Below are 25,466 nucleotides of genomic sequence, written 5' to 3'. Positions count from 1 at the left end.
CGCCGGACGGCACGGCGGAATCCCCGGGACAGGCCCTAGGGTGACGGGTATGTCCGCCACGCGCTTCACGTATCTGGGTCCCGAGGGCACTTTCACCGAGGCCGCCCTGCGCACGCTCCCCGAGGCCGCCACCCGGGAACTCGTCCCGATGGTCTCCGTCCCCGCGGCGCTGGACGCCGTGCGGGCCGGTGAGGCCGCGGCGGCCCTGGTGCCGATCGAGAACTCGGTGGAGGGCGGTGTCACCGCCACCCTCGACGAACTCGCGGCGGGCGAGCCCCTGATGATCTACCGCGAGGTGCTGCTGCCGATCTCCTTCGCCCTGCTGGTGCGGCCCGGCACCGAGCTGGCCGGGATCAAGACCGTCACCGGTCACCCGGTCGCCCAGCCCCAGGTGCGCAACTGGCTGCGGGCCCATCTGCCGGACGCCCTCTGGGAGTCGGCGGCGTCCAACGCGGACGGGGCCCGCCTGGTGCAGGAGAGCCGGTACGACGCGGCCTTCGCGGGCGAGTTCGCCGCGGCGACGTACGGTCTTGAGCCCCTGGTCACGGAGATCCACGACGCGCAGAACGCGGAGACCCGCTTCGTGCTGGTGGGCCGGCCCGCCCGGCCGGCCGCGCCCACCGGCGCGGACAAGACCTCCGTGGTGATCTGGCTCGGCGACGACCACCCGGGTGCGCTGCTGGAACTCCTCCAGGAGTTCGCGGTGCGCGGGGTCAACCTGATGCTGATCCAGTCCCGGCCGACGGGCGCGGGGATCGGCAACTACTGCTTCGCGGTGGACGCGGAGGGGCACATCTCCGACCGGCGGGTGGGGGAGGCCCTGATGGGGCTCAAGCGGATCTGCCCCAAGGTGCGTTTTCTCGGCTCGTACCCGCGGGCGGGAGTGGCGCGGCAGGATGTGCGGCCTCTGCGCGCGGGGACCTCGGACGCGGAGTTCACCGAGGCGTCGGACTGGCTGGCGCGCTGCCAGGACGGGCGCGCGGAGGGCTGAGCCGGGTTCCGGCGGGACCGGGCGCAGGCGATGGCCCAGGCGACCGGAACCGGTCCTACCTGCTGATTTTCGTTATCCACAAAACTTATCCACAGGCCCGGTTCTCGACCTGGGGACAAGTCGACACGGGTTGAGGCGGAGACCACCGCACGGTCGACAAATCGGCCCTCGCCACCCAGTCCGCCCAGGGAGTCGGAGGGTGACTTTGTCACCCCAATTCACGCGATCAACTCTTTAGGACGAGGAATTCCCACCCGAATGAGTGCGCGAACGCGGTTTGAACCAGGAATCCCTCACTCGAAGCCGGACCTCGGAATGATCAATTCCTTGGTCCACAGGATCGCCGCACAGCCTGTGGATAACTTTCCGGAGCGCCGACCCTCCTGTGGACAAGCAGTCCCGGGATGCCCCGGGATACGGACGCCGACGCGAACCGTGCGCCGCCGGGGGGCCGGCCGGCGGACCGGCCGTGAAGCGGGAAAACGTTCCCTTTCCCTGGAAAACGATCACGGTCGCCGCCAGGGACGATTCCCCGCGGCTTTTCTATCAATGCGAGCAATTCGGACAAAGCGACACGCGTGGCAATATGCGGTGGGGTGGCCCGAGTCGGCACCGGTAGCCTGGTGGGGTGATTGACCTTCGTCTGCTCCGTGAGGACCCCGACCGTGTCCGCGCCTCCCAGCGCGCCCGTGGAGAGGACGTCGACCTCGTCGACGCCCTGCTCTCCGCCGATGAGCAGCGGAGGTCCTCGGGCCTGCGCTTCGACGAGCTGCGCTCCGAGCAGAAGTCGCTCGGCAAGCTGATCCCCAAGGCGTCCCCCGAGGAGCGGGCCGAGCTGCTCAAGAAGGCCGAGCAGCTCAAGACCGACGTCAAGGCCGCCGAGGCCGCGCAGAACGACGCGGACGAGGAGACCCGGAGCCTGCTGCTGAAGCTCGGCAACCTGGTCCACGAGGACGTCCCGGTCGGCGGCGAGGAGGACTTCGTCGTCCTGGAGACGCACGGCACCATCCGCGACTTCGGCGCCGAGGGCTTCGAGCCGAAGGACCACCTGGAGCTGGGCGAGGCGCTGGGCGCCATCGACGTCGAGCGCGGCGCCAAGGTCTCCGGCTCGCGCTTCTACTACCTGACGGGCGTGGGCGCCCTGCTCGAACTCGCCCTCGTCAACGCGGCGATCGCGCAGGCCACCGAGGCCGGCTTCGTCCCGATGCTCACCCCCGCGCTGGTCCGCCCGCGCGCCATGGAGGGCACCGGCTTCCTCGGCCAGGCCGCGGAGAACGTGTACCACCTGGAGAAGGACGACTACTACCTGGTCGGCACCTCCGAGGTCCCGCTCGCCGCGTACCACATGGACGAGATCGTCGAGGCGGACAAGCTGCCGCTGCGGTACGCGGGCTTCTCGCCCTGCTTCCGCCGCGAGGCCGGTACCTACGGCAAGGACACCCGGGGCATCTTCCGCGTTCACCAGTTCGACAAGGTGGAGATGTTCTCCTATGTCGCGCCGGAGGACGCCGAGGCCGAGCACAAGCGGCTCCTGGAGTGGGAGAAGCAGTGGCTGACCGGCCTGGAGCTGCCGTTCCAGGTGATCGACGTCGCCTCGGGCGACCTCGGGTCGTCCGCCTCCCGCAAGTTCGACTGCGAGGCGTGGATCCCGACCCAGGGCAAGTACCGCGAGCTGACCTCCGCGTCGAACTGCGACAGCTTCCAGGCCCGCCGGCTCTCGGTCCGGATGCGCGACGGCAAGAAGGTGCAGCCGCTGGCGACGCTCAACGGCACCCTGTGCGCCGTACCGCGGACGATCGTGGCGATCCTGGAGAACCACCAGCTCGCCGACGGTTCGGTGCGGGTGCCCGAGGTGCTGCGCCCGTATCTGGGCGGCCGCGAGGTGCTGGAGCCGATCGCCAAGTGAGCGCCGGCACCTTCCCGTACCGCCTCGTCGCGACCGATCTCGACGGCACGCTGCTCCGGGCGGACGACACCGTCTCGCAGCGCACCCGTGACGCGCTCGCCGCGGCCACCGCGGCGGGCGCCGCGCACATCGTCGTCACCGGGCGCGCGGTGCCGTGGACCCGGCACATCCTGGACGACCTCGGCTACCAGGGGCTGGCGGTCTGCGGACAGGGCGCGCAGGTCTACCACGCGGGCGAGCACCGGCTGCTCACCTCGGTGACCCTGGACCGGCAGCTTGCCGGGCTCGCCCTCTCCAAGATCGAGGCGGAGGTCGGCCCGCTGCTGCTCGCCGCGAGCCGGGACGGGCTGGACGGCGACGTCCTCATCGGCGACGGCTACCGCGCCCAGGAGGGCCCGCTGCCCTACGTCCCGATGCGGGAGCCGTCCGACCTGTGGGCCGCGCCGCTGAACAAGGTCTACATCCAGCACCCCACCCTCGGCGACGACGAACTCGCCGCGGTGGCGCGGGAGACCGTCGGCAGCCTGGTGGATGTGGTGATGGCGGGCGCGGGGATAGTGGAGATCCTGCCGCTCGGCCTGAGCAAGGCGACGGGCCTCTCCCTGGCGGCCCGCCGCCTGGGCCTGCGGGCGGCCGACACGATCGCCTTCGGCGACATGCCCAACGACATCCCGATGTTCGGCTGGGCGGCGCACGGTGTGGCGATGGCGAACGCACACGACGAACTCAAGGCCGTGGCCCACGAGGTCACCGCGTCCAACGACGACGACGGCATCGCCGTCGTCCTGGAACACCTGCTCGCCGGTGCCTGAGCCCGCCGACCGACCCGGGGCGGGGGCGGCCCGCGCAACCGCGCGCTCGAAGCGGCCGCCCCGGCCCCGTGCCCGGCGCCGCGCGCTGTGGCACTGTGCACCGGTTCGCCCACTGTGCCGCGCACACCAGTTCGACGCCACCGAATATCCCGGCGGGCGTGCCGGGTGGCGCCGCCGCGGGTCGGCGACCCGCGGCGGCGCCACCCGCCGGTGTCAGCGCCGCCGCCGGCGCAGCTCCCTCAACTGCCGGACGGCGTCGTCCATCCGGGCGTCCATCCGGATCATGTCGTCGGAGAGCTCGCACAGCCTGCTGCTCATCGCCCCGACCACCCGGTTGGTGGCGTCGAGCCGCCGGTCCAGACTGTCCAGCCGCAGCGACATCCGCTGCAGCACGGGCCCCAGCTCCTGGAGCGCGGCCCCGACCCCGGCGAGCCCGCGCTCGGTCTCGGTGACCCGGCGGTCGAGTGAGGCATGGCTGTCACGCCACCCCTCCTCGGCGTCGAGCAGATAGGCCCGCACCCGCCGCGCGATGTCGCTGTCGCGCAGGAGCATGCCGACGTTGAGCACGGTGCGGCGGGTGAAGAGGGTGAGCCCGGACCGGCGCTGTGGATAACTTCCAGGGCCGCCAGATGAGAGTGACATGTTGTCACTCTGATATTCGCGCAGCTCAGAGCCTCGCAGCACCCGCATCCCGTTCCCGGCGAGCTCCTCCCGATGCCGTGACGCCATCTGTCGCACGACCTCTGTGGATACTTCGTAGTACGCCGCGACCCCGTCTGTGGACACATGGACGCCGTCCGGCAGCAGCCGCAGAGCCTTCACCTTGTCGAGCGCCTCGACCCGCCCGTTGACGCTGTCGCGCATCGCGCGCGATTCGAGCAGAACACCTTCTGGTGGCATGGTCGTGCCTTCCGTTGGCGGAAACCGTTCATGGACGGCCCTGACCCCGGGCACAGGGGTGGAGGTCGGCTCACGGTGCAATCCACTCAATGACCGGCCCGGCGAGATCCCTCGCACCCGGTACCGGCAATCCCCGACTTCACGAACGCTCGACGCTGCTCACTCCAGTTGCCTCCACGCACGGTGGACAACGAACCGATAAGCGCACAGTCACGCGAACGCCCGGCCCCGCGCCGGAAAGGCGGGGCCGGGCGGCGTGGGCGCGGCTCAGGCGGCGCGGGTGGTCACTCCTCGCCCGCGAGGGTGAGGCCGCGGAGTTTCTGGCCCGCGTACCAGGTCGCGGCGATCGTGACGCCGGCCAGGAGGGCGACCGCGGCCGGGAGGCCGACGTCGGAGCCGATCAGGCCGTCACCCGCGATGCGTTCGGCCAGGGAGAGCGACCACTGCTGGACGCTCAGGGTCCGCGCGCCCGGGACCAGGCTGCCGAAGAGGGTCTCCCAGACCAGCGCGTAGACCAGGCCGATCACCACCGCGTGCCGGCTCACCGTGCCCAGCAGCAGGAAGAGCGCGCTGTACGCGATCGAGGCGACCAGCGCGGCGACCGTGTAGGCGATCACCACCTGCTGGCCGTTGCCGTTCAGGATGAAGCCCGCGACGAAGGTCGGCACCGCCGAGAACGCCATCGTGACCGCGGTCGCCACGATCAGCTTGGTGAAGATGATCTCCGAGCGCTTCACCGGCTTGGAGAGGAGGTAGACGATCGAGCCGTCGTCGATCTCCGGGCCGATCGAGCCGGTGCCCGCGATCACGCCGATCAGCGGCACCATCGTGGCGAGCGCGAACCCGCCGAGGACATCGGCGGCGATCTGGTCGTCCGGCCCGTTGAAGGTCCGGATCGCGACCGCGATCATGATGAGCACGGCCGGGAGGACGAACAGCACCGCGGCCCGCCGCCTGCCGAGGACGCCCCGGTAGGTGAGCCGGGCGACTGTGGGGTTGTACATCTGTGTCACCGCTCCTTTCAGGCCGTCACGAGGTAGGAGAAGACCGATTCGAGGGACTCGTCGGAGGGCGAGACCGTCAGCAGCCGGATGGAGTGCTCCCGCGCGACCCTCGGCAGCAGTTCCGTGAACCGGCCGAAGTCCACCGCCTGCACGCGCAGCGCGCCCTCGGTCACGTCGACCTCGATCCCGGCCGTCGACGGGTCCGCGATCAGCGCCGCCGCGAGCGCGCGGTCGTCGCTGGAGCGCACCAGATAGCGGTGCGGCCGGTCCGTCATCAGGCGGCGGATCCGCCGGAAGTCGCCGCTCGCCGCGTGCCGGCCGGCGACGATCACCTCGATGTGCGAGGCGAGTTGCTCGACCTCCTCCAGGATGTGCGAGGAGAACAGCACGGTCCGGCCGTCCGCCCCCATCCGCCGCAGCAGGTCCATGAGCTGCATCCGCTGGCGCGGGTCCATCCCGTTGAACGGCTCGTCCAGCAGCAGCACCGAGGGGTCGTGCACCAGCGCGGAGGCCATCTTCACGCGCTGCCGCATGCCCTTGCTGTACGTACCGATCTTGCGGTCCTGCGCGTACTCCATCTCGACCGTGGCGAGCGCCGTCCGCGCGGCCCGGGCGTCCAGGCCGTGGAGTTCGGCGTTGGCGACGACGAACTCCTCACCGGTGAGGAAGTCGTACATGGCCTCCCGCTCGGGGACCACGCCGATGTGCCGGTAGACCGACTCGTTGCGCCAGATCGGCTTCCCGTCGAGGCTGACGGTGCCGGTGGAGGGCGCGAGGAAGCCGCCCATCATGTTGATCAGGGTGGACTTCCCGGCGCCGTTCGGGCCGAGGAGCCCGGTGACGCCGGGCCCGATCGTCATCGTGACGTCGTTGACGGCGACGACGTTGCCGAACCACCGTGAGGTGTTCGCGATCTCGATGGTGGTCACAGTCCGACCTTTCGGTAGCGGCGCATCAGGACGCCGTACGAGGCGGCGACCAGCGCGAGGACGACCGCCAGATAGACGGCGCCGACGCCCGCACCCGGCCCCTGCCCGCCCGGGAACGCGGAGGTCGCGCCCAGGAACGCGGTCTGCACGCCGTCGATCAGCGTCACCGGCGAGAACAGGCCCAGCCACTCCACCACACCCGGCGAGCCGGTCTCGAAGGCGATGGCCTGGACGGTGGAGACGGCGCCGTAGGTGATCGTCATGGTGGCGATGACCGCCGCCACGCCGAAGCCGCGCCGCGGGGTGAGCGCGGCGAGCACCAGCCCGATCCCGCCGAAGAGGAGGGAGAGCAGCGCCACGGAGACCATGCCCTGCGCGAAGCCCTTCGTCTGGTCGGCGAAGTCGAACTTGGCCAGCAGCGCGCCCAGATAGAGGATCACCAGCGGCACGCCGGTGAGGACGAAGAGGGCCGAGGCCATCGCCGCGAACTTGGCCACCACGTAGTCCACCCGCTCGATGGGGCGCGAGAAGTACAGCGGAACCGACTTGAAGCGCAGGTCGCGGGAGACGGACTGCGGGGCCTGCGCGGCGAGGAAGAGCGCGATCAGGGCCTGCATCACGATGGCGTAGCGGGTGTACTCCACCGGGAGTTCGGTGGTGTTGGGCACCGCGACCGCCACCGCGACCATGATCGCCGCCACCAGGATCATGATGCCCATCAGGATCATCGGCAGGACCTTGGACTTCGCCGAGCGGCCCAGGCCGAACGCCCCGCGCAGCGACTGCGCGTACAGCGAGCGGCGGGCGTAGGCGCGGCCCAGCCGGGGGCCGTCGTAGTGGCGGTAGCCGATGTTGTGGATACGCGTCGCGTCGGGGGCGCCGCCGGCGCGCGACGTGGGTGTTCCGGGGGTGTGCGTGCTCACCGGGACTGCACCTCCATGCTCCCCTCGGCCGCCTCCTGCGCCTCGGTCCGGAAGACCTCGGCGATGTGGTGGCGGCGCTGTTCCATCCGGACCAGGCCCAGGCCGAGGCCCGCGACCGTGTCCCGGACGACGTCGTAGGTCTCCTCGCCGGTGGCCTCCAGGAGCAGGATGTGGCCCGCGCCCGGCAGTCCCTCCTCGGTGCTCGTGGCCAGCCGGACCCCGGCGGCGGTCAGGGCCGCGCTCAGGGCGGCGGTGCCGTCCGGGTGGGCGTCGGAGTCGGTGACCTCGACCGCGAGGGTGGTCGTGGTGCGGGTGAAGTCCTTGGTGGAGCTGGACCGCAGCAGGGCGCCGCCGTCGATCACGACGACGTGGTCGCAGGTGCGCTCCAGTTCGCCCAGCAGGTGGGAGGTGACGAGGACCGAGATGCCGAAGTCCGTGTGGACGCGGCGGATCAGGCCCAGCATGTCGTCCCGGCCGACCGGGTCGAGGCCGTTGGTCGGCTCGTCCAGCAGCACCAGCTGCGGGTCGTGGACCAGCGCCTGGGCCAGCTTGACCCGCTGCTTCATACCGGTCGAGTAGCCGCCGATGGGGCGGTAGCGCTCCTCGTAGAGCCCGACATGGCGCAGGGTGTCGGCGGTCCGCTCGCGGGCGGCGGTCGGCGGGAGCCCGGACATGCGCGCCATGTGGACGACGAACTCGGTGGCCGAGACGTCGGGCGGCAGGCAGTCGTGCTCGGGCATGTAGCCGACGCGCTCGCGGATCTCGGCGCCGCTCGTGGCCACGTCGAGGCCGAGCACGGCGGCGCGGCCCTCGGTGGCGGGGGACAGACCCAGCAGGATCTTGATCAACGTGGACTTGCCGGCTCCGTTGGCGCCCACCAGGCCGGTCACACCGGGGCCGATGTCCAACGAGAGCCGGTCAAGCGCGGTCACCCGGGGGAACCGCTTGCTCAGGCTTTCGGTCGCGATCACAGTCACGCTTCGACGGTAGTGGCGCGCACCACACCGCACGTCAGCCTCGCGGGCCGAACCGTGTCCGACTCCAGAGGTACGGGCCCGTAGGGGCCGTGCGACCTCAGGGGTGCGCGGGCGGGCGGCGGGGCCCGCGGGGGCGTGCGCGGGGAGGGCCGTGCGGGGCCTGCGCGGGGAGGTTTTCCACAGGCGGGACGGGCCTCTTGACGCAGCCGTCGGACATTGTCACATTCATCGGTGTCAGATCACAGCTCGTGGCACGGCGGGGACGGACCGTGGCAGGGGCCGGGGAGAGGGAGAGTCCAGTGGGCACCAGGGGTCTGCAGGGGGCGCGCGAGCGCCGGATCCGGACCGGCGGCATCGAGCTGTGCGTCGCGGAGCTGGGTGACGCGGCACGGCCGACGGTGCTGCTGGTGCACGGCTATCCGGACAGCAAGGAGGTCTGGTCCGAGGTCGCCTCCCGGCTCGCCGACCGCTTCCATGTGGTCCTCTACGACGTGCGGGGGCACGGCCGCTCGACGGCCCCGAAGCCGCTGCGGGGCGGCTTCACCCTGGCCAAGCTGACCGACGACTTCCTGGCCGTCGCCGACGCGGTGAGCCCCGGCCGGCCGGTCCATCTGGTCGGGCACGACTGGGGCTCCGTGCAGGGCTGGGAGTTCGTGACGACCGGGCGCACCCGGGGCCGGATCGCCTCCTTCACCTCCATGTCGGGGCCGTCCCTGGACCACTTCGGCCACTGGATCAAACGCCGGATGTCCCGGCCCACCCCCCGCCGGGTCGGCCAACTCCTCGGCCAGGGCGCCAAGTCCTGGTATGTGTACATGCTCCACACCCCGGTCCTGCCGGAGCTGGCCTGGCGCGGCCCGCTGGGCAGGCGCTGGCCCCGGATGCTGGAGAGGCTGGAGGGGGTGCCCGCCGGGGACTACCCGACCGCCTCCCTGCCGCAGGACGCGGCGCACGGCGCCTGGCTCTACCGGGACAACGTCCGCGCCCGGCTGCGGCACCCTCGCGAGGACGCGCACGCCCATGCGCCCGTGCAGCTGATCACACCGACCGGGGACGCCTTCCTCTCCGAGCGGCTCTACGACGACCTGGGCGCGTGGGTGCCGGAGCTGACCCGGCGCACTCTCCCCGCGAAGCACTGGGTCCCGCGCACCCGGCCCGATCAACTGGCCCTGTGGATATCCGAGTTCATCACCGCGCACGAGGCGGGCGAGGGCGCCGTGGAGCAGCGCACATCGCTCGCGGCCCCGGCCGCGCAGGGGGAGTACGGGCAGCGCTTCGGCGGCCGGCTCGTCCTGGTCACGGGCGCGGCCAGCGGCATCGGGCGGGCGACGGCACTGGCCTTCGCCCGGGTCGGCGCCCGGGTCGTGGCGGTGGACCGGGACGCGGAGGGCGCGGCGCGGGTGGCCGAGGAGGCCCTGCGCGAAGGCGCCCCGGGGGCCTGGGCCGAGGCGGTGGACGTGAGCGACGAGCAGGCGATGGAGAAGCTCGCCGACCGGGTCGCCGCCGAGCACGGGGTGGTGGACGTCCTGGTCAACAACGCCGGTGTGGGCCTTGCCGGTTCGTTCCTGGACACGGGCACGGACGACTGGAAGCGGGTGCTGGACGTCAATCTGTGGGGTGTGATCCACGGCTGCCGGCTCTTCGGCCGGCAGATGGCGGAGCGCGGGCAGGGCGGCCACATCGTCAACACCGCCTCGGCGGCGGCGTTCCTGCCGTCCCGCACCCTGCCCGCGTACAGCACCTCGAAGGCGGCCGTGCTGATGCTCAGCGAGTGCCTGCGGGCGGAGCTGGCAGGCCAGGGCATCGGGGTGTCCGCGATCTGCCCCGGCATCGTCAACACCAACATCACCTCGACCTCCCGCTTCGCCGGGGTCGACGCGGCGGAGGAGGAGCGCCGGCAGAAGAAGTCCGCCCGGCTCTACGGGCTGCGCAACTATCCGCCGGAGAAGGTCGCGGAGGCGGTGCTGCGGGCCGTGGCGAGGAACCGGGCCGTGGCGCCGGTGACGCCCGAGGCCCGGGGCGCCCGGCTGCTGTCGCGGCTCTCCCCGAAGGCGCTGCGCGGCCTCGCCCGGCTCCAGCCGCCGCTGTGAGCGGGGCCGTCGCGGAGAGCCCGGCTCCCGGGGGACCGTCCGCCGAGTACCGGATCGAGGACCTGGCCCACCGCAGCGGGGCCACGGTCCGCACCATCCGCGCCTACCAGGACCGCGGGCTGCTGCCCAGGCCCGAGCGGCGCGGCCGGGCCAATGTGTACGGGGCGGCGCATCTGACCCGGCTGCGCCAGATCGCGGATCTGCTCGACCGGGGCTACACCCTGTCCTCCATCAAGGAGTTGCTGGAGGCGTGGGACGCGGGGCGGGGGCTCGGCGGTGTGCTCGGTCTCGTCGCCGAGGTCCAGGGCCCGTGGACGGACGAGGAGGCGACGCGGATCACCCGCGCCGAACTGGACGCGGCCTTCGGGGGCGCACCGGACGAACGGGCCCTGGCCGAGGCGGTGGAGCTCGGGGTGCTGGAGCGGATCCCGGGCGTCCGGGACGAGTTCCTGGTGCCGAGTCCCCAAGAGCTGGCGGTGGCAGTGGAGTTGCACGCCGAGGGTGTGCCGCTGCGGGCGATCTCCGGGCATCTGCGGGAACTTCGGCTCCAGGTCGAGCACATCGCCTCCCGTTTCCTGGAGTTCACCACCGAGCATGTCTTCGCCCGCTATCTGGAACACGGGCCGCCGAGCGATGCCGAGGCGGCGGAGGCGGCCTCGGTGGTGCGACGGCTCCGGCCGCTGGCACGGCAGACCGTGGACGCGGAACTCGCCCGCGCCATGCAGCTGTTCGCGACACGGCACCTGCGCCGGCACCTCGCTCCGGGGGAGACGGACGAACCAGCTTCCGGCACCCGTTCCGTCGCCCTTCCGGCCCAGGTGATCGACGGCGTGGAGCGGCTTGTTGGGGCCGAAGGGGTCGCGGAGTTCGTCGCCGCCGCGACCGAACGGGAGCTCAGGGCACGGGTGATGGACCGGCTGGCATCAAAGCACCACAAAAGCGGCACAGTTGATCAAGTGGGTTGAAAAGGAAGATCTGTTGTCCACAGAATGCTCAACCAACCTGTGGATAAAGCGAATTGACTGTGGATCAAACCTTTGGACCGAAATCAATTCGAGTGGCGGCCGCGATCTCGTCACGGCACTCTGACCCGATGGAACCGATGGAACCGATGAATCCGAAGGACCCGAGACCCGACGCTCCCCCGCCCGACGCACGCCGCACGGTGACGGTCTCGAAGTACCTCTCCAAGCACCTGCGGCACCAGCCGGAACGGATCGGCATCACCCTGGACGCCCAGGGCTGGGTGGCGATCGACGAGCTGATGCGGGCCGCGGCCGAGCACGGATTCCGCTTCACCCGCGCCGAACTCGACCGCGTCGTCGCCGTCAACGACAAGCGGCGCTTCACCGTCGACGGCGCCCGGATCCGGGCCAACCAGGGACACACGGTCGAGGTGGACCTCGGCCTGCCGCCCGCCGAGCCACCCGAGTACCTGTACCACGGCACGGTCGCCCGCAATCTGGACGCGATCCGTACCGAGGGGCTGCGCCCGATGGCCAGGCACGACGTGCATCTCTCCCCCGACCGCGAGACCGCGACCCGGGTGGGCGCGCGGCGCGGCCGCCCGGTCGTCCTCTCCGTGCACGCGGGTGCCCTGCACCGCGCCGGACACGTCTTCCGGGTCAGCGCGAACGGGGTGTGGCTGACGGCGTCGGTGCCCCCGGAGCACATCCGCTTCCCCGGGGCGTAGCCCGCGGCCGCCTGTGGCCCGGGCCGTGGCCGCTCAGTCCCCGAGCTGTGCCAGGCCCTCCGTGGCGATCCGCTCGAACACGTCCGGGTCGACCGCGAAGTCCGAGTCGGGGATCGGGGCGTGGATCACCAGCTCGGTGAAGCCCAGCTCACGGTGCCGGCCCGCGAAGTCGACGAAGGCGTCGACCGACTCCAGAGGCCGCGTCCGGTCCGGGGTGAACCCCGTGAGCAGGATCTTCTCGATCCCGGCGGGCTCCCGGCCGATCTCCGCGCACGCCGTGGCGAGGGCGTCCGCCTGCCGCCGCAGCGCCTCGCGCGACTCCTCCGGCGTCCCCGACTCGAAGAGCTTGGGGTCGCCCGTCGTCACCCACGCCTGCCCGTACCGGGCCGCCAGCCGCAGCCCGCGCGGGCCGGTGGCCGCCACCGCGAACGGCAGCCGGGGCCGCTGGACACAGCCCGGGATGTTGCGGGCCTCCACGGCCGAGTAGTACGTCCCCTCCTGCGAGACGTCCCCCTCGGTGAGCAGCCGGTCGAGCAGCGCCGTGAACTCGGCGAACCGGTCCGCCCGTTCCCTGGGCGACCACGGTTCCTGCCCGAGGGCGGTCGCGTCGAAGCCGACCCCGCCCGCCCCGATCCCGAGCACGATCCGCCCGTCGGAGACGTCGTCCAGCGAGATCAGGTCCTTGGCGAGGGTCACGGGGTGCCGGAAGTTCGGCGAGGTGACGAGGGTGCCCAGGCGCAGCCGGTCGGTGGCCGCGGCAGCCGCCGTCAGGGTGGGCACCGCACCGAACCACGGCCCGTCCCGGAAGGTCCGCCAGGACAGGTGGTCGTAGGTGTAGGCCGCGTGGAAGCCGAGCTGCTCGGCGCGCACCCACTCGGCGCGGCCGCCGTCGTGCCAGCGACGGACGGGGAGGATCACGGTGCTCAGACGCATGCCCCGAGCGTACGTCCCGTGCGCCGAGGGCCGCCGGGCAGGTGCGGGCAGGCATGAGGCCGGCGTTCGCCGAGCGGTGTGGGCAGGCGGGCGACGGTTCGCCGGGCCGGTGCGGGCAGGCCCCGGGGGCGGGGTCGGCCGGGGCGCGGACCGGCGGGCGCCGCTCCGCCGGTCGTCCCCGGGTGCGCCGGCACAGCCCGTGCCCGCGCGCTCACTCAAATGTGCGCCCCCTCGCACGCCCGTGCACCCCGTACGGAAGAATGACCGGGTGACCTCAGCTACCGATCCCCTGCCCCTGTCCACGGTCCCCCGGCTGATCGCCACCGATCTCGACGGGACGCTGCTGCGCGACGACAACTCCGTCTCGGACCGGACCGTCGCCGCGCTCGCCGCGGCCGAGGAGGCCGGGATCGAGGTCTTCTTCGTCACCGGCCGCCCGGCCCGCTGGATGGACGTGGTCAGTGACCATGTGCACGGACACGGTCTCGCCATCTGCGGAAACGGCGCGGCCGTCGTGGACCTGCACGACGGCGGCAGGCTGATCCAGGTCCGCGATCTGCCCCGGTCCACCGCGCTCGACGTGGTGCAGGCGCTGCGGGACGCGGTGCCCGGCACCTCCTTCGCCGTGGAGCTCTCCACCGGCATCCACTACGAGCCGGAGTACCCGCCCTTCCACCTCGACCCCGGCGCCACCGTCGCCACGGCGGAGAAGCTCCTCTACGAGGAGAAGCCGGAGGAGGCCGCGCCGGTGCTGAAGCTGCTGGCGCACCACACCGAACTGACCCCCGACGGGTTCCTCACGGCCGCCCGGGTCGCCGCGGGCGGGCACGCCTCGATCACGCGCTCCAGCCCCACCGCCCTGCTGGAGGTGAGCGGCCTCGGCGTCAGCAAGGCCAGCACCCTCGCCCTGTGCTGCGCGGAGCGCGGGATCTCCGCCGACGAGGTCGTCGCCTTCGGGGACATGCCCAACGACGTGGAGATGCTCTCCTGGGCCGGCACCTCCTATGCGATGGGCAACGCCCACCCGGACGTGGTCGCGGCGGCCTCCGGGCGCACGGTGGCCAACAACGAGGACGGCGTCGCGGTCGTCATCGAGGAGATCATCGAGCGGCAGCGGCAGCACCGCTGAGCCGGGGCGGGCCCGGGCACGCTCAGGCCGGGCGGCGCGGGACCCGGCCGCCTGCTCAGAGCGGCACACCACGGGCCCGCAGCCACGGCCCCGGGTCCACTCCGGAGCCGAGGTGCGGGGTGAGCCGCACCTCGAAGTGCAGATGCGGGCCGGTGGAGTTGCCGGTCGTACCGGCCTGGCCGATCCACTGCCCGGGCCGCACCCGCTCCCCCTGGTCGACCGTGACCCCGGCGAGGTGCGCGTACTGCGAGTAGTAGCCGCCCGGGTGCTGGACCACGATCTCGATGCCGAAGCCGCCGCCGCAGCGCACCGACGCCACCCGGCCCGCCCCCACCGAACGCACCGGCGCGCCGATGCCCACGGCGAAGTCCTGCCCGGTGTGCCGGTGGGCCCAGCGCTCCCCGGTGCTGTCGAAGCCGGCGGACAGGCGGTACCGCTCCACCGGCGCCACCCAGTCGGGGCCGTTCTCCGGCAGCGGCGGCTGCTCCAGCCGGACCGCGCCCCGGCAGGAACCGGCGGCCACACTGCTGTCGGCCTCGCCCTGGAGCCGCCACTGGGCCGTCTCCAGTTTCGTCTCGATGCCCCGCCGCACGGCCGCGAGCCGGGCCTCGCGCACCGCGAGGGACCGCCACGCCTTCCGTGCCTTCTTCTCGTCCCCGGCGATCCGCCGCTCCGCGCGCCGGGTGTCGTCCAGCAGCCGGTTGAGGGCGCGTTCGGCCTGGGCCGCGGCGTGGTAGCTGCGGAACAGGGTGTCCGGGTCGTCGACGAGGAGCAGGCGCGCGGCCCGGGCGAGGGAGCCGCCGGTGCGGTACTGCTCACGGGCCACCCCGCCGAGGGCGTCGTGCAGGGCGCCGAGCCGGTCCCGCTGCACGGTGAGGCGCGCCTGGAGGCGGTTCGCCGCGGCGCGCTGCTTGTCGGCGGCCCGGCGGCCGCGTTCGTACTGCTCGGTGGCGCGCGCGGCCTCCTCGTAGAGCCGCGCCACAGCGACGGCGGTGGGCGGTTCGGGGCCGTCGTGCGAGGGGGCGGGCGGGGCCGGGGAGCCGCCGGGGCCGGGCGCGGGCGGGGTGTCACCGCCCGCGCCCGAGGCGGACGGCGCGTCACCTCCGGGGCCCGGCTGCTCCCCCGCACCGCCCGGCCGGGAGCCGCCCGCCTCCGGGGTGCCCGGCCCCTCGGCCGGCGGTTCCGGGTCGGCGGCCGGGGTCACCGGCACGGTCGCGTCGGCAGCCACCACGGCGTGCGCGGGGCGCTGGCGGGCGGCGGCCGCGGCGGGCGCCGGCGCACCCAGAAGCGTGCACAGCACCACCGGGAGGATGATCATCCGATCTCGGCGTCTCAAGCACATCCACGGATCGTGACCCGGCACCGCCACCGGGCCCGGGGACACGCCGCGCCCTTGGGGCCACCCGGCCCAACGGGCACCGCTTCCCGGGCGACGGAAGCAGGCAGCCGGCCGCCCGGCATCGCCCACGCCCACGGGCCGCCGGCCGCCCGGCATCGCCCACAAACAGCCCGCCCCGGACGGGCTACCGCGGGGCCTCCCAGACGACCGTGGTGCCCGCGCCACCCGGGCCGATGCCGGGGCCGACGCGGCTCGACCCGCCCAGGGACTCGGCCCGCCGCGCCAGATTGCGCAGCCCGCTGCGGCGGCCGCCGTCCGGTACGCCGACACCGTCGTCGGCCACCGACAGGCGCACGCCCCCGGTGCCGTCCGGAAGTTCGGCCGTCGCGTCGACGACCACCTCGATCCGGCCGGCCGCCGCATGCCGGAACGCGTTGGACAGGGCCTCCCGCAGGGCGGCGATCAGGTTCTTGCCGGCCGGCTCCCCGACCTCCTCGTCGACCGGTCCCACGAAGCGGTGTTCCGGCCGGAAGCCGAGCGGCACCGCTGCCGTGCCGATCTCCCTCAGGACCCGGTCGCACAGCCCCGACGGCGCGTCCCCGGGGTCCGGTTGCAGGGCGAAGACGGCGCTGCGGATCTCCCGGATGGTCGTGTCCAGTTCGCCGACGGCCTGCTCCACGCCCTCCCGGACCACCGCGGAGCCGGTGGTCCGCCGGGCGCGCTCCAGCAGCATCCCGGCGGTGAACAGGCGCTGGATGACGAGGTCGTGGAGATCGCGGGCGATCCGGTCCCGGTCCTGGAGGACGGCGAGCCGCTGCCGGTCCCGCTGGGTCTCCGCCGTCATGAGCGCGAGCGCGGCCTGCGCCGCGAACCGGGTCGCGAAGGTGCGCTCGGCGGCGGTGAAGCCGCGTCCGCCGTGGCGCCGGGGGAGGGCCAGCGCCCCGAGGACCCGGCCCCCACTGCTCAGCGGCAGCAGCATGCCCGGTCCGAAGGTCCCCGCGAGGCCGGTGCCGGCCAGCCGCGGATCGGTGGCCGAGTCCGTCACGAAGACGGCCTCCCCCGCGAGCAGTCGTTCAACGGCGGCGGCCCGCGCGGGGATCACCACCCCCAGCAGTTCCGGCACGGCGCCCGGCGCCCCGGCGGTCCCCGGCGGGCGCTCCCAGGACACCGCGACGACCTCCAGCCCGCCGCCGTCCGCCGGCAGCAGGACGACCCCGGCCGCCGCGTCGGCCAGCCGCCGCGCCTGCTCCGCGACGACGGTGAGCGCCTCGTCCGCGTCGCCGCCGGACAGCAGCGCGGTCGTGACCGCGACGGCTCCGTCGATCCAGTGCTCGCGCTGCCGGGCCGCCTCGCGGAGGCGGGCGTTCCGCACCGCGATGCCCGCCTCCGTGGCGAGCACCCGCACCATGTGCAGATCGTCCTCGGTGAACTCCCGGCCGCCCGTCTTCTCGGTCAGATAGAGGTTGCCGAACACCTCGCCGTGCACCCGGACGGGCACCCCGAGGAAGGTCCGCATCGGCGGGTGCCCGGGCGGGAAGCCGGCCGCCCGGGGGCCGTCCGCCAGATCCGCCAGCCGCAGCGGCGCCGGGTCGTGGATCAGTGCCCCGAGGAGCCCTCGGTGCCCGTCGGGCCGTCGGCCGATCGCCTCCCCGACCTCGGCGCCCACGCCATGGGTGACGAAGTCGGACAGCCCCCGGCCGTCCGGGTCCACGACTCCGAGGGCCGCGTAGCGGGCGTCCGTCAGCTCGGCCGCGGCACGGCAGACCCGGTCCAGGGTGGACCGGAGGTCGGGCCCGGCGCCGATCGACCGCATGGCCTCCAGCAGTCGCGGGACCCGGGCCGCCGGTCCGGTGGGCAGACCCGCGACCTCGTCCCGCTCCCCCGGCGACCCGGCGGACGGAGGTGCCGGAGACGGTGAGGCGGACGAGGACGACGAGGAGAGTGACGGTGACGGCTGCGGCGACCCGGTCATGGGCCGAGCCTAATGAGGACTTTTCGCCATAGAAAGTGGTTATTCCTCCACACCCCGCGGCTCCACCGCGTCCACCGCCCGCTCCCGGTCCCGCATCGCCCGCAACGGCCCGTCGACGAGGACGAGTTCCTCGTACGTCCCGCGCTGGACGACCCGTCCGCCGTCCAGGACGACGATCTCGTCCACCGCCTCCAGCCCGCGCAGCCGGTGGGTGATCAGCACGGTCGCCCGGCCCGCGCCCGTCCGGCCCCGGGTCGCGGCCAGCAGATCCGCCGTGAGGGCGTCCGCCGTGGCCTGGTCCAGGTGCTCGGCCGGCTCGTCCAGCACCAGGACGGGGAAGTCCGCGAGGAGCGCGCGGGCCAGGGCGAGCCGCTGCCGCTGGCCGCCCGAGAGGCGGGCGCCATGCTCTCCGACCAGGGTGTCCAGACCGTCGGGCAGCGCCTCCGCCCAGTCGAGCAGCCGCGCGGCCGCCAGGGCGCGCCGCAGGTCCTCCTCGTTCGCTTCGGGACGCGCGAGGCGCAGGTTCTCCCGGAGGGAGCTGTCGAAGAGATGGGCGTCCTGGGCGCACAGGCCCACCAGTCGGCGCACCGCGTCGCCCGCCAGGGCGTCCGCGGCCGTCCCGCCGAGGGTGTACGTCCCGGACTCCGCGTCCAGGAACCGCAGCAGCACCTGGGCCAGGGTGGTCTTGCCGGACCCGGACGGGCCGACGACGGCGATCCGGCGCCCGGGGGTGAGGGTGAGGTCGACCCCGTCCAGGGCGGGCGGCTCCTGCCCGGGATGGCGGGCGCCGAGCCCGCGCAGGACCAGCGGGAAGGCGGTCGTCGGCGGGGTCGCGGGGTGCTCGGGCTCGCGCACCGGCTCGGGGGCGTCGAGGATCTCGTGCACCCGCTCGGCGCTGCGCTCGACCCGGCGGCGGTACTGCACGGCGAGCGGCAGTCCGGCCACCGTCTCGAAGGCGGCCAGCGGGGTCAGCACGACGACCGCGAGACAGACCCCGGAGAGCCCGCCGTCGTGCACCGCCCGCACTCCGGCGATCGCGGCGGCGCTCACGGTCAGTCCGCAGACAAGGGCCGACAGGCCGCCGCCGAGGGCGGTGGCCGCCGCTCCCCGGGCGGCGATCGAGGTGAGCCGGGCGTCGGCCGCCCCGACCACGGCCAGCCGCCGGTCGCGGGCGCCCGCGACGGTGAGTTCGGCGGTGCCGCGCAGCAGATCGACCACCGCGGTGGCCAGTTCGCCCCGCGCGGGCGCCAGTTGACGCTCCGCCCGCCGGGCCACGGCTCCGCCGGCCAGCGGGACGCCGACGCCGGCGAGGAGCAGCCCCACCGCGAGGACCGCGCCCGCGGCCGGCACCAGCCATCCGGTGAAGACGACGGCCGCGGTGCCGACCACGGCCGCCCCCGCGGCGGGCAGCATCCAGCGCAGCCAGTAGTCCTGGAGGGCATCCACATCGGCGACCAGCCGCGACAGCAGATCGCCCCGGCGGGTGCGCCGCAGCCCGGCGGGGGCGATCCCTTCCAGCCGGCGGTAGACCGCGACCCGTGTCTCGGCGAGCATCCGCAGCACCGCGTCGTGGGAGACCAGGCGTTCGGCGTAGCGGAAGACGGCCCGGCCGATGCCGAAGGCCCGGGTCGCCGTGACGGCGATCATCAGATAGAGCACGGGTGGCTGTTCGGAGGCCCGGGAGATCAGCCACCCGGAGACCGCCATCAGACCCACGGCGGAGGCGAGCGCGAGCGACCCCAGCAGCAGGGCGAGGGCCAGTCGGCCGCGCATTCCGTGCGCCGCCGCCCGGACCCGGAGCAGGGGCGACCGCGCCGTCCGGGCCGCCGGTGCCACGGCGCCCAGCGGGAGCGCGTCGACGGCGGCCCGGCCCGCCACGGGCGGCGCGAGAGGGACGGCCGCCTCGGGCGCAGGCCCGCCGGCCACGCCCAGCGCACGTTCCCCAGCCGGGACGGGCCCGCGCTCCCCGGCCGCGACGGACGCCCGCTTCCCGGCCGGGGCCGGTACCTCCGCGCGGCTGAGGGCGACCACGCGGTCGGCCACGGCCAGCAGCGCCGGACGGTGGACGACGAGGAGGACCGTGCGGTCCCGGGCGAGCCGGGCGACCGCGTCGACGATGCCCGCCTCGGTCTCGCCGTCCAGCGCGGCCGTCGGCTCGTCGAGCAGGACGACGGGCCGGTCGGCGAGGAACGCCCGGGCGAGGGCGAGCCGTTGGCGCTGTCCGGCGGAGAGTCCGGCGCCGTCCTCACCGAGGAGGGTGGCGGCGCCCAGCGGGAGCGCGTCGGTGAACTCCTCCGCCCCCGCCTGCCGCAGGGCCTCGCGGACCGTGTCGTCGTCGGCGTCCGGGCGGGCGAGGCGCACATTGTCGGCGATCGTCCCGGCAAACAGATAGGGGCGCTGGGGGACCCAGGCGATCCGGGCCCGCCACTCCTCCGGGTCGAGACCGGCCAGGTCCGTCCCGCCGACCAGGACCCGGCCCTCGTCCGGCGCGGTGAACCCGAGCAGCACATCGAGGAGGGTGGACTTCCCGCTGCCGCTCTCCCCGACCAGCGCGACCGTCTCGCCGGGCTCCACCACCAGATGGGCGTGGTCCGGCGCGGCCTCGATGCGGCCCGGGTGGCGCACCGAGACCCCGTCGACCTCGATCCGGAGGTGGTCCGGGACCGGTGCGGTGCCGGGAGCCCTCCGTTCGGTCTCCAGGACCTCGAAGATCTCCTCGGCGGCCGACAGCCCCTCCGCCGCCGCGTGGTACTGCGCGCCCACCTGGCGCAGGGGGAGGTACGCCTCGGGGGCGAGGATCAGGATGACCAGCCCGGTGTAGAGGTCGAGACCGCCGTGGACCAGCCGCATGCCGATGGTCACGGCGACCAGGGCGACGGAGAGCGTCGAGAGCAGTTCCAGTGCGAAGGAGGAGAGGAAGGCGATCCGCAGGGTGCGTACCGTCGCCCGTCGGTACTGGGAGGTGATCTCCCGGATCGACTCCGCCTGCGCCTTGGCGCGCCCGAAGACCTTCAGGGTCGGCAGCCCGGCCACCACGTCCAGGAAGTGCCCGGACAGCCGGGACAGCAGCCGCCACTGACGGTCCATCCGGTTCTGGGTGGCCCACCCGATGAGGACCATGAAGACCGGGATCAGGGGCAGGGTCACCACGATGATGGCCGCCGAGACCCAGTCCTCCGTGACGATCCGCGCCAGGACCGCTACCGGCACCACGACCGCGAGCCCGAGCTGCGGCAGATAGCGGGCGAAGTAGTCGTCCAGGGCGTCGATCCCGCGGGTGGCGAGGGCCGCCAGGGAGCCGCTGCGCTGGCCGCTGAGCCAGCCCGGTCCCAGTCCGGAGGCGTGTTCCAGAAGCCGGCCGCGCAGTTCGGACTTGACCGCCGCGCTGGCCCGGTGGGCCGCGAGTTCGGTGAGCCAGGCCACCATGGCCCGGCCCACCGCGACGACCGCCAGCAGGACCAGGGGCCGCACAAGGCCGTCCGCCGACAGCCCCCGCTGGAAGCCGCCGACGACGATCTCGGCGATCAGCATGGCCTGGGCCACGACCAGGGCGGCGCCGAGCAGGCCGAGAGCCACCACGGCCACCAGGAAGAACCGGGTGGCGCGGGCGTACCGCAGCAGACGCGGATCGATCGGTTTCACGTGAAACATCCCCTCGCTAGTGCGAGTCGGCCAGGTGCTGGGTGCCGATCCGCTTCCGGAACACCCAGTACGTCCAGCCCTGGTAGAGCAGCACCAGGGGGGTGGCGAGGGCGGCCAGCCAGGTCATGATCTTCAGGGTGTAGGGGCTCGACGAGGCATTGGTGACCGTGAGGCTCCAGGACGGGTCCAGCGTGGAGGGCATGACGTTCGGGAAGAGCGTGAGGAAGAGCATCGCCACGGCGGCCGCGATCGTGATGCCGGAGAGGGCGAAGGACCAGCCCTCCCGTCCGGCCCGGACGGCTCCGATCGCGCCGAGGAGCGCGACGACCGCGACGGCCATCGCGACCAGGCTGCCGGCGTCTCCCCGCATCGCCTGCGTCCAGAGAAGGAAGGCCAGGGCCACCACCGAGGTCAGCGCGCCCAGCTTCAGGGCCAGCGCGCGGGCCCGCGCCCGGATGTCGCCCACGGTCTTCAGGGCCGCGAACACCGCCCCGTGGAAGGTGAACAGGGTCAGCGTCACCAGGCCGCCGAGCAGGGCGTAGGGGTTGAGCAGATCCAGGAGTCCGCCGACGTACTCCTTCTCGGCGTCGATCGCGACCCCTCGGACGATATTGCCGAAGGCGACCCCCCACAGAAACGCGGGCAGCAGGGAGGTCCAGAAGATCGCGTGTTCCCAGTTGGTCTGCCAGCGGTCCTCGGCGCGCTTGTGCCGGTACTCGAAGGCCACTCCGCGCACGATCAGGCAGACGAGGATCAGCAGCAGGGGGAGGTAGAAGCCGGAGAAGAGGGTGGCGTACCAGTCGGGGAAGGCGGCGAAGGTGGCGCCGCCGGCGGTCAGCAGCCACACCTCGTTGCCGTCCCAGACCGGTCCGATGGTGTTGATCAGCACCCGGCGCTCGGCCCGGTCACGGGCGAGCAGCTTGGTGAGCACGCCGACACCGAAGTCGAAGCCCTCCAGGAAGAAGTAGCCGGTCCACAGGACGGCGATGAGTACGAACCAGACGTTGTGGAGTTCCATGCCTCAACAGCTCCTCAGCGGTCTCGGACGAGGCGGTGTCAGGGGGAGCCGGTCTCAGTACGAGAAGGCCATCGGCCGGTCGGGGTCGCGGTCGTCGCCGCCGATCCGGGTGGGCGGGTTGAGGTCGGCCTCGGTCAGCTCGGGCGGCCCGGCCTTGGCGTACTTCACCAGCAGCTTCACCTCGATCACGGCGAGCACCGCGTACAGGAGGGTGAAGACGGTCATGGAGATCAGCACCTCGGTCATGGAGACACCGGGGGAGACCGCGTCCTCGGTGCGCAGCACGCCGTAGACCACCCAGGGCTGGCGGCCCATCTCGGTGAAGATCCAGCCCCAGGAGCTGGCGATCAGCGGGAAGGTCATGGTCAGCAGGGCGATCCGCCAGTACCAGCCGGTGAGCCTCGGGCCGAGGGCCTTCTTCCGGAACGGCACCAGATGCGGCACCTCGTCCTCGCCCGTCCGCATCGCCGCCGGCAGCAGGAACTTCCGGCGGGTGAGCCAGAGCCCGATCATGCCGATGGTCAGGGAGGTCATCCCGAAGCCGATCATCCAGCGGAAGCCCCAGTAGGCGACGGGGATGTTGGGCCGGTAGTCACCGGGCCCGTACTTCTCCTGCTCGGCCTTGTTGATGTCGTTGATGCCGGGGACATGGGAGTCGAAGTCGCCGTGGGCCAGGAAGGACAGCAGGCCGGGGATCTCGACGGCGACCTCGTTGTGGCCGGCGTCGACGTCGCCGTAGGCGAAGAGGGAGAAGGGGGCGGGCGCCTCCCCGTCCCACAGCGCCTCGGCGGCCGCCATCTTCATCGGCTGCTGCTGGAACATGACCTTGCCGAGGAGGTCGCCGCTGACGGCGGTCAGCAGACCAGCGACCGTGACGGTGACCAGCCCGAGGCGGAGGGAGGTGCGCATCACCGGGATGTGCCGGCGGCGGGCGAGGTGGTACGCGGCGATGCCGACCATGAACGCCCCGCCGACCAGGAAGGCGGCGGTGATGGTGTGGAAGAACTGGGTGAGGGCGGTGTTCTGGGTGAGCACCAGCCAGAAGTCGGTCAGCTCGGCCCGGCCGCGCTCCTCGTTGATGCGGTAGCCGACCGGGTGCTGCATCCAGGAGTTGGCGGCCAGGATGAAGTAGGCGGAGAGGATGGTGCCGATCGACACCATCCATATGCAGGCGAGGTGGATCTTCTGGGGCAGCTTGTCCCAGCCGAAGATCCACAGGCCGATGAAGGTCGACTCGAAGAAGAAGGCGATCAGGGCCTCGAAGGCGAGCGGGGCGCCGAAGATGTCGCCGACGAAGCGCGAGTAGTCCGACCAGTTCATCCCGAACTGGAACTCCTGGACGATGCCCGTCACCACACCCATCGCGATGTTGATCAGGAACAGCTTGCCCCAGAACTTGGTCGCTCCGAGGTACTTCTCCTTGCCGGTCCGCACCCAGGCGGTCTGCAGCCCGGCCGTGAGCGCGGCCAGCGAGATCGTCAGCGGGACGAAGAGGAAGTGGTAGACGGTGGTGATGCCGAACTGCCAGCGCGACAGGGTCTCCGGCGCCAGTGCGAGGTTCAGATCCACGTCGTCTCTCCTTACGTCGGCGTGGTGACCGAGGCAGCCCGCCCCTGTGCATACCGGTTCATTACCGGAGGAACACGGGCGCGCTTGTGAACGCGTTCACATTCACAAGCATTATGGCGCACACGAAATCCGAAGGTCGTACCGGGGTCCGGTGACCCCCGCCACACCGGCTCCGGCCGAAAGCCGAACACCCCGCGAGCCGTGCGCTCGCGGGGTGTTCGGGACCGCCCGCCACGGGGCGGCGGGGCCCGGAGGTGGTCCGGGCCTGAAGCCTCCTGGGCCCGGGGCCCGGAGGATCTTCGGTCCGGGTCCTGAAGCTCAGAGGGTCTTGCGGAAGGTCTCGGCCGTCTGCAGGAAGAGGTCGTTGGCCTCGCACTCGCCGATGGTGACCCGCACGCCCTCACCGGCGAACGGCCGCACCACCACCCCCGCCTGCTCGCACGCCGCGGCGAAGTCCAGGGTGCGCTCGCCGAGCCGCAGCCAGACGAAGTTGGCCTGGGTCTCGGGCACGGTCCAGCCCTGGCGCACCAGCCCCTCGTAGACCCGGGTCCGCTCGCCGATCAGCGAACCCACCCGGCCCAGCAGCTCGTCCTCGGCGCGCAGCGAGGCCACCGCCGCGTCCTGCGCGAGCTGCGAGACGCCGAACGGCATCGCCGTCTTGCGCAGCGCCGCCGCGACCGGCTCATGGGCGACGGCGAACCCGACCCGCAGACCGGCCAGCCCGTACGCCTTGGAGAAGGTCCGCAGCACGGCCACGTTCGGGCGCTCCCGGTAGATCTCCAGGCCGTCGGGGACCTCCGGGTCCCGGATGAACTCGCGGTACGCCTCGTCCAGCACCACCAGCACGTCCGAGGGGACCCGGTCGAGGAAGCGTTCCAGCTCGGCCCGGCGCACCACGGTGCCGGTCGGGTTGTTGGGGTTGCAGACGAAGATCAGCCGGGTCCGCTCGGTGACCGCGTCCGCCATCGCGTCCAGGTCGTGCACATCGCCCCCGGTCAGGGGCACGGGCACCGAGGTCGCTCCGCTGATCTGGGTGATGATCGGGTACGCCTCGAAGGAGCGCCAGGCGTAGATCACCTCGTCGCCCGGCCCGGAGGTGGACTGGAGCAGGGACTGCGCCACACCGACCGAGCCGGTGCCCGTCGCCACGTGCTCGGCGGGGACGCCGAAGCGTTCCGCCAGCTCGTTGGTCAGGGCGGTGCAGGCCATGTCCGGGTAGCGGTTGAACTTCTCCGCGGCCGCGACGGCACTCTCCATCACCCCGGGCAACGGCGGATAGGGGTTCTCGTTGGAGGACAGCTTGAAGGCCACGGGCCCGCCCGCCGCCGCCGGCTTGCCCGGCTTGTACGTGGGAATGCCGTCCAGCTCGGCCCGAAGCCTGGGGCTCTTCTCGCTCACCGCGGGTCCTCCTCGACCGTTCGGCCGGCTCGTACCGCCGCCTGCGCGGTGCCGCTCGCCGACTCGTGCTCACCAATACTGCTCACCTTATGAGGATTCCCGGCCGGTGCGAATGGCCGGAGCCGAGGAAGGCAGGACCGGAGCCGAGGAAGGGCCGGGGAAGGGGGGAGCGCGAACCCCTGGCGCGCGCCGGTGGCTCACTCCGTGGCGCGCGTCCCCCGTAGTGGTGAGTTGAGACCTC

Annotated in this window: 19 protein-coding genes; 7 read left to right on the top strand and 12 right to left on the bottom strand. The window is 72.8% G+C overall.

Annotation, left to right across the window (positions count from 1 at the left end; translation table 11 throughout):
- Positions 1 to 49 precede the first annotated feature (49 nt).
- The 3 genes from pheA (at position 50) to ABZ457_RS01290 (ending at position 3,709) form a co-directional block, all read left to right on the top strand.
- Positions 50 to 991: a prephenate dehydratase gene (gene pheA / locus ABZ457_RS01300; RefSeq protein ID WP_359152552.1), complete on the top strand. Its 942-nt coding sequence runs from the start codon at positions 50 to 52 to the stop codon at positions 989 to 991.
- A 628-nt stretch (positions 992 to 1,619) separates the two neighbouring features.
- Positions 1,620 to 2,897: a serine--tRNA ligase gene (gene serS, locus ABZ457_RS01295; RefSeq protein WP_359152550.1), complete on the top strand. Its 1,278-nt coding sequence runs from the start codon at positions 1,620 to 1,622 to the stop codon at positions 2,895 to 2,897.
- Positions 2,894 to 3,709 (top strand): HAD family hydrolase, encoded by an 816-nt coding sequence (locus tag ABZ457_RS01290; RefSeq protein ID WP_359152548.1) that lies wholly within the window; start codon positions 2,894 to 2,896, stop codon positions 3,707 to 3,709. Before serS ends, ABZ457_RS01290 begins: the two co-directional genes overlap by 4 nt.
- 213 nt (positions 3,710 to 3,922) lie before the next feature.
- On the opposite strand, the gene ABZ457_RS01285 is transcribed toward ABZ457_RS01290, so the two are convergent.
- The 5 genes from ABZ457_RS01285 to ABZ457_RS01265 all read right to left on the bottom strand — a co-directional run bounded on the left by ABZ457_RS01285 (position 3,923) and on the right by ABZ457_RS01265 (position 8,436).
- A complete protein-coding gene (locus ABZ457_RS01285; protein ID WP_359152546.1) occupies positions 3,923 to 4,609 on the bottom strand; it encodes a hypothetical protein in 687 nt (228 codons plus the stop codon).
- Positions 4,610 to 4,893: 284 nt separating this feature from the next.
- On the bottom strand, positions 4,894 to 5,613 hold the full coding sequence (locus ABZ457_RS01280) for an ABC transporter permease (RefSeq protein WP_359152544.1): 720 nt from the start codon (positions 5,611 to 5,613) through the stop codon (positions 4,894 to 4,896).
- Between the two features lie 17 nt (positions 5,614 to 5,630).
- Positions 5,631 to 6,542, bottom strand: coding sequence for an ABC transporter ATP-binding protein (locus ABZ457_RS01275; RefSeq protein WP_359152542.1), 912 nt, complete (start codon positions 6,540 to 6,542; stop codon positions 5,631 to 5,633).
- Positions 6,539 to 7,465 (bottom strand): ABC transporter permease, encoded by a 927-nt coding sequence (locus ABZ457_RS01270; RefSeq protein ID WP_359152540.1) that lies wholly within the window; start codon positions 7,463 to 7,465, stop codon positions 6,539 to 6,541. The genes ABZ457_RS01275 and ABZ457_RS01270 overlap by 4 nt, the downstream gene beginning before the upstream one ends.
- Positions 7,462 to 8,436 (bottom strand): ABC transporter ATP-binding protein, encoded by a 975-nt coding sequence (locus ABZ457_RS01265; protein ID WP_359152686.1) that lies wholly within the window; start codon positions 8,434 to 8,436, stop codon positions 7,462 to 7,464. Before ABZ457_RS01265 ends, ABZ457_RS01270 begins: the two co-directional genes overlap by 4 nt.
- 305 nt (positions 8,437 to 8,741) lie before the next feature.
- Here ABZ457_RS01265 and ABZ457_RS01260 point away from each other — a divergent pair, with 305 nt between their 5' ends.
- From ABZ457_RS01260 to ABZ457_RS01250, 3 genes are all read left to right on the top strand, one after another.
- On the top strand, positions 8,742 to 10,532 hold the full coding sequence (locus ABZ457_RS01260) for an SDR family oxidoreductase (RefSeq protein WP_359152538.1): 1,791 nt from the start codon (positions 8,742 to 8,744) through the stop codon (positions 10,530 to 10,532).
- The gene (locus ABZ457_RS01255) at positions 10,529 to 11,497 is read left to right on the top strand and encodes a MerR family transcriptional regulator (RefSeq protein ID WP_359152536.1); all 969 of its coding nucleotides are present in this window, start codon (positions 10,529 to 10,531) and stop codon (positions 11,495 to 11,497) included. Before ABZ457_RS01260 ends, ABZ457_RS01255 begins: the two co-directional genes overlap by 4 nt.
- Before the next feature lie 128 nt (positions 11,498 to 11,625).
- A complete protein-coding gene (locus tag ABZ457_RS01250) occupies positions 11,626 to 12,225 on the top strand; it encodes an RNA 2'-phosphotransferase (RefSeq protein WP_359152534.1) in 600 nt (199 codons plus the stop codon).
- Positions 12,226 to 12,258: 33 nt separating this feature from the next.
- On the opposite strand, the gene ABZ457_RS01245 is transcribed toward ABZ457_RS01250, so the two are convergent.
- Positions 12,259 to 13,158: an LLM class flavin-dependent oxidoreductase gene (locus ABZ457_RS01245; protein ID WP_359152532.1), complete on the bottom strand. Its 900-nt coding sequence runs from the start codon at positions 13,156 to 13,158 to the stop codon at positions 12,259 to 12,261.
- A gap of 268 nt (positions 13,159 to 13,426) precedes the next feature.
- Between ABZ457_RS01245 and ABZ457_RS01240 the strand changes: the two genes are divergently transcribed.
- Positions 13,427 to 14,287: a Cof-type HAD-IIB family hydrolase gene (locus ABZ457_RS01240; RefSeq protein ID WP_359152530.1), complete on the top strand. Its 861-nt coding sequence runs from the start codon at positions 13,427 to 13,429 to the stop codon at positions 14,285 to 14,287.
- A 55-nt stretch (positions 14,288 to 14,342) separates the two neighbouring features.
- On the opposite strand, the gene ABZ457_RS01235 is transcribed toward ABZ457_RS01240, so the two are convergent.
- The 6 genes from ABZ457_RS01235 to hisC all read right to left on the bottom strand — a co-directional run bounded on the left by ABZ457_RS01235 (position 14,343) and on the right by hisC (position 25,225).
- A complete protein-coding gene (locus ABZ457_RS01235) occupies positions 14,343 to 15,605 on the bottom strand; it encodes a M23 family metallopeptidase (RefSeq protein WP_359152528.1) in 1,263 nt (420 codons plus the stop codon).
- Between the two features lie 205 nt (positions 15,606 to 15,810).
- Positions 15,811 to 17,598: a GAF domain-containing protein gene (locus tag ABZ457_RS01230; protein ID WP_359152526.1), complete on the bottom strand. Its 1,788-nt coding sequence runs from the start codon at positions 17,596 to 17,598 to the stop codon at positions 15,811 to 15,813.
- 39 nt (positions 17,599 to 17,637) lie between these two features.
- A complete protein-coding gene (gene cydD, locus ABZ457_RS01225; protein ID WP_359152524.1) occupies positions 17,638 to 21,240 on the bottom strand; it encodes a thiol reductant ABC exporter subunit CydD in 3,603 nt (1,200 codons plus the stop codon).
- A gap of 16 nt (positions 21,241 to 21,256) precedes the next feature.
- A complete protein-coding gene (cydB, locus tag ABZ457_RS01220) occupies positions 21,257 to 22,258 on the bottom strand; it encodes a cytochrome d ubiquinol oxidase subunit II (protein WP_359152522.1) in 1,002 nt (333 codons plus the stop codon).
- A 54-nt stretch (positions 22,259 to 22,312) separates the two neighbouring features.
- Positions 22,313 to 23,821: a cytochrome ubiquinol oxidase subunit I gene (locus ABZ457_RS01215; protein WP_359152684.1), complete on the bottom strand. Its 1,509-nt coding sequence runs from the start codon at positions 23,819 to 23,821 to the stop codon at positions 22,313 to 22,315.
- Between the two features lie 324 nt (positions 23,822 to 24,145).
- Positions 24,146 to 25,225 (bottom strand): histidinol-phosphate transaminase, encoded by a 1,080-nt coding sequence (hisC, locus tag ABZ457_RS01210; RefSeq protein WP_359152520.1) that lies wholly within the window; start codon positions 25,223 to 25,225, stop codon positions 24,146 to 24,148.
- Positions 25,226 to 25,466 lie beyond the last annotated feature (241 nt).

Source organism: Streptomyces sp. NPDC005805 (genome assembly GCF_040630445.1).
GTDB lineage: Bacteria > Actinomycetota > Actinomycetes > Streptomycetales > Streptomycetaceae > Streptomyces.
The sequence above is the reverse complement of the archived record's forward strand: the minus strand, read 5'-3'. Positions and strand labels throughout refer to the sequence as shown.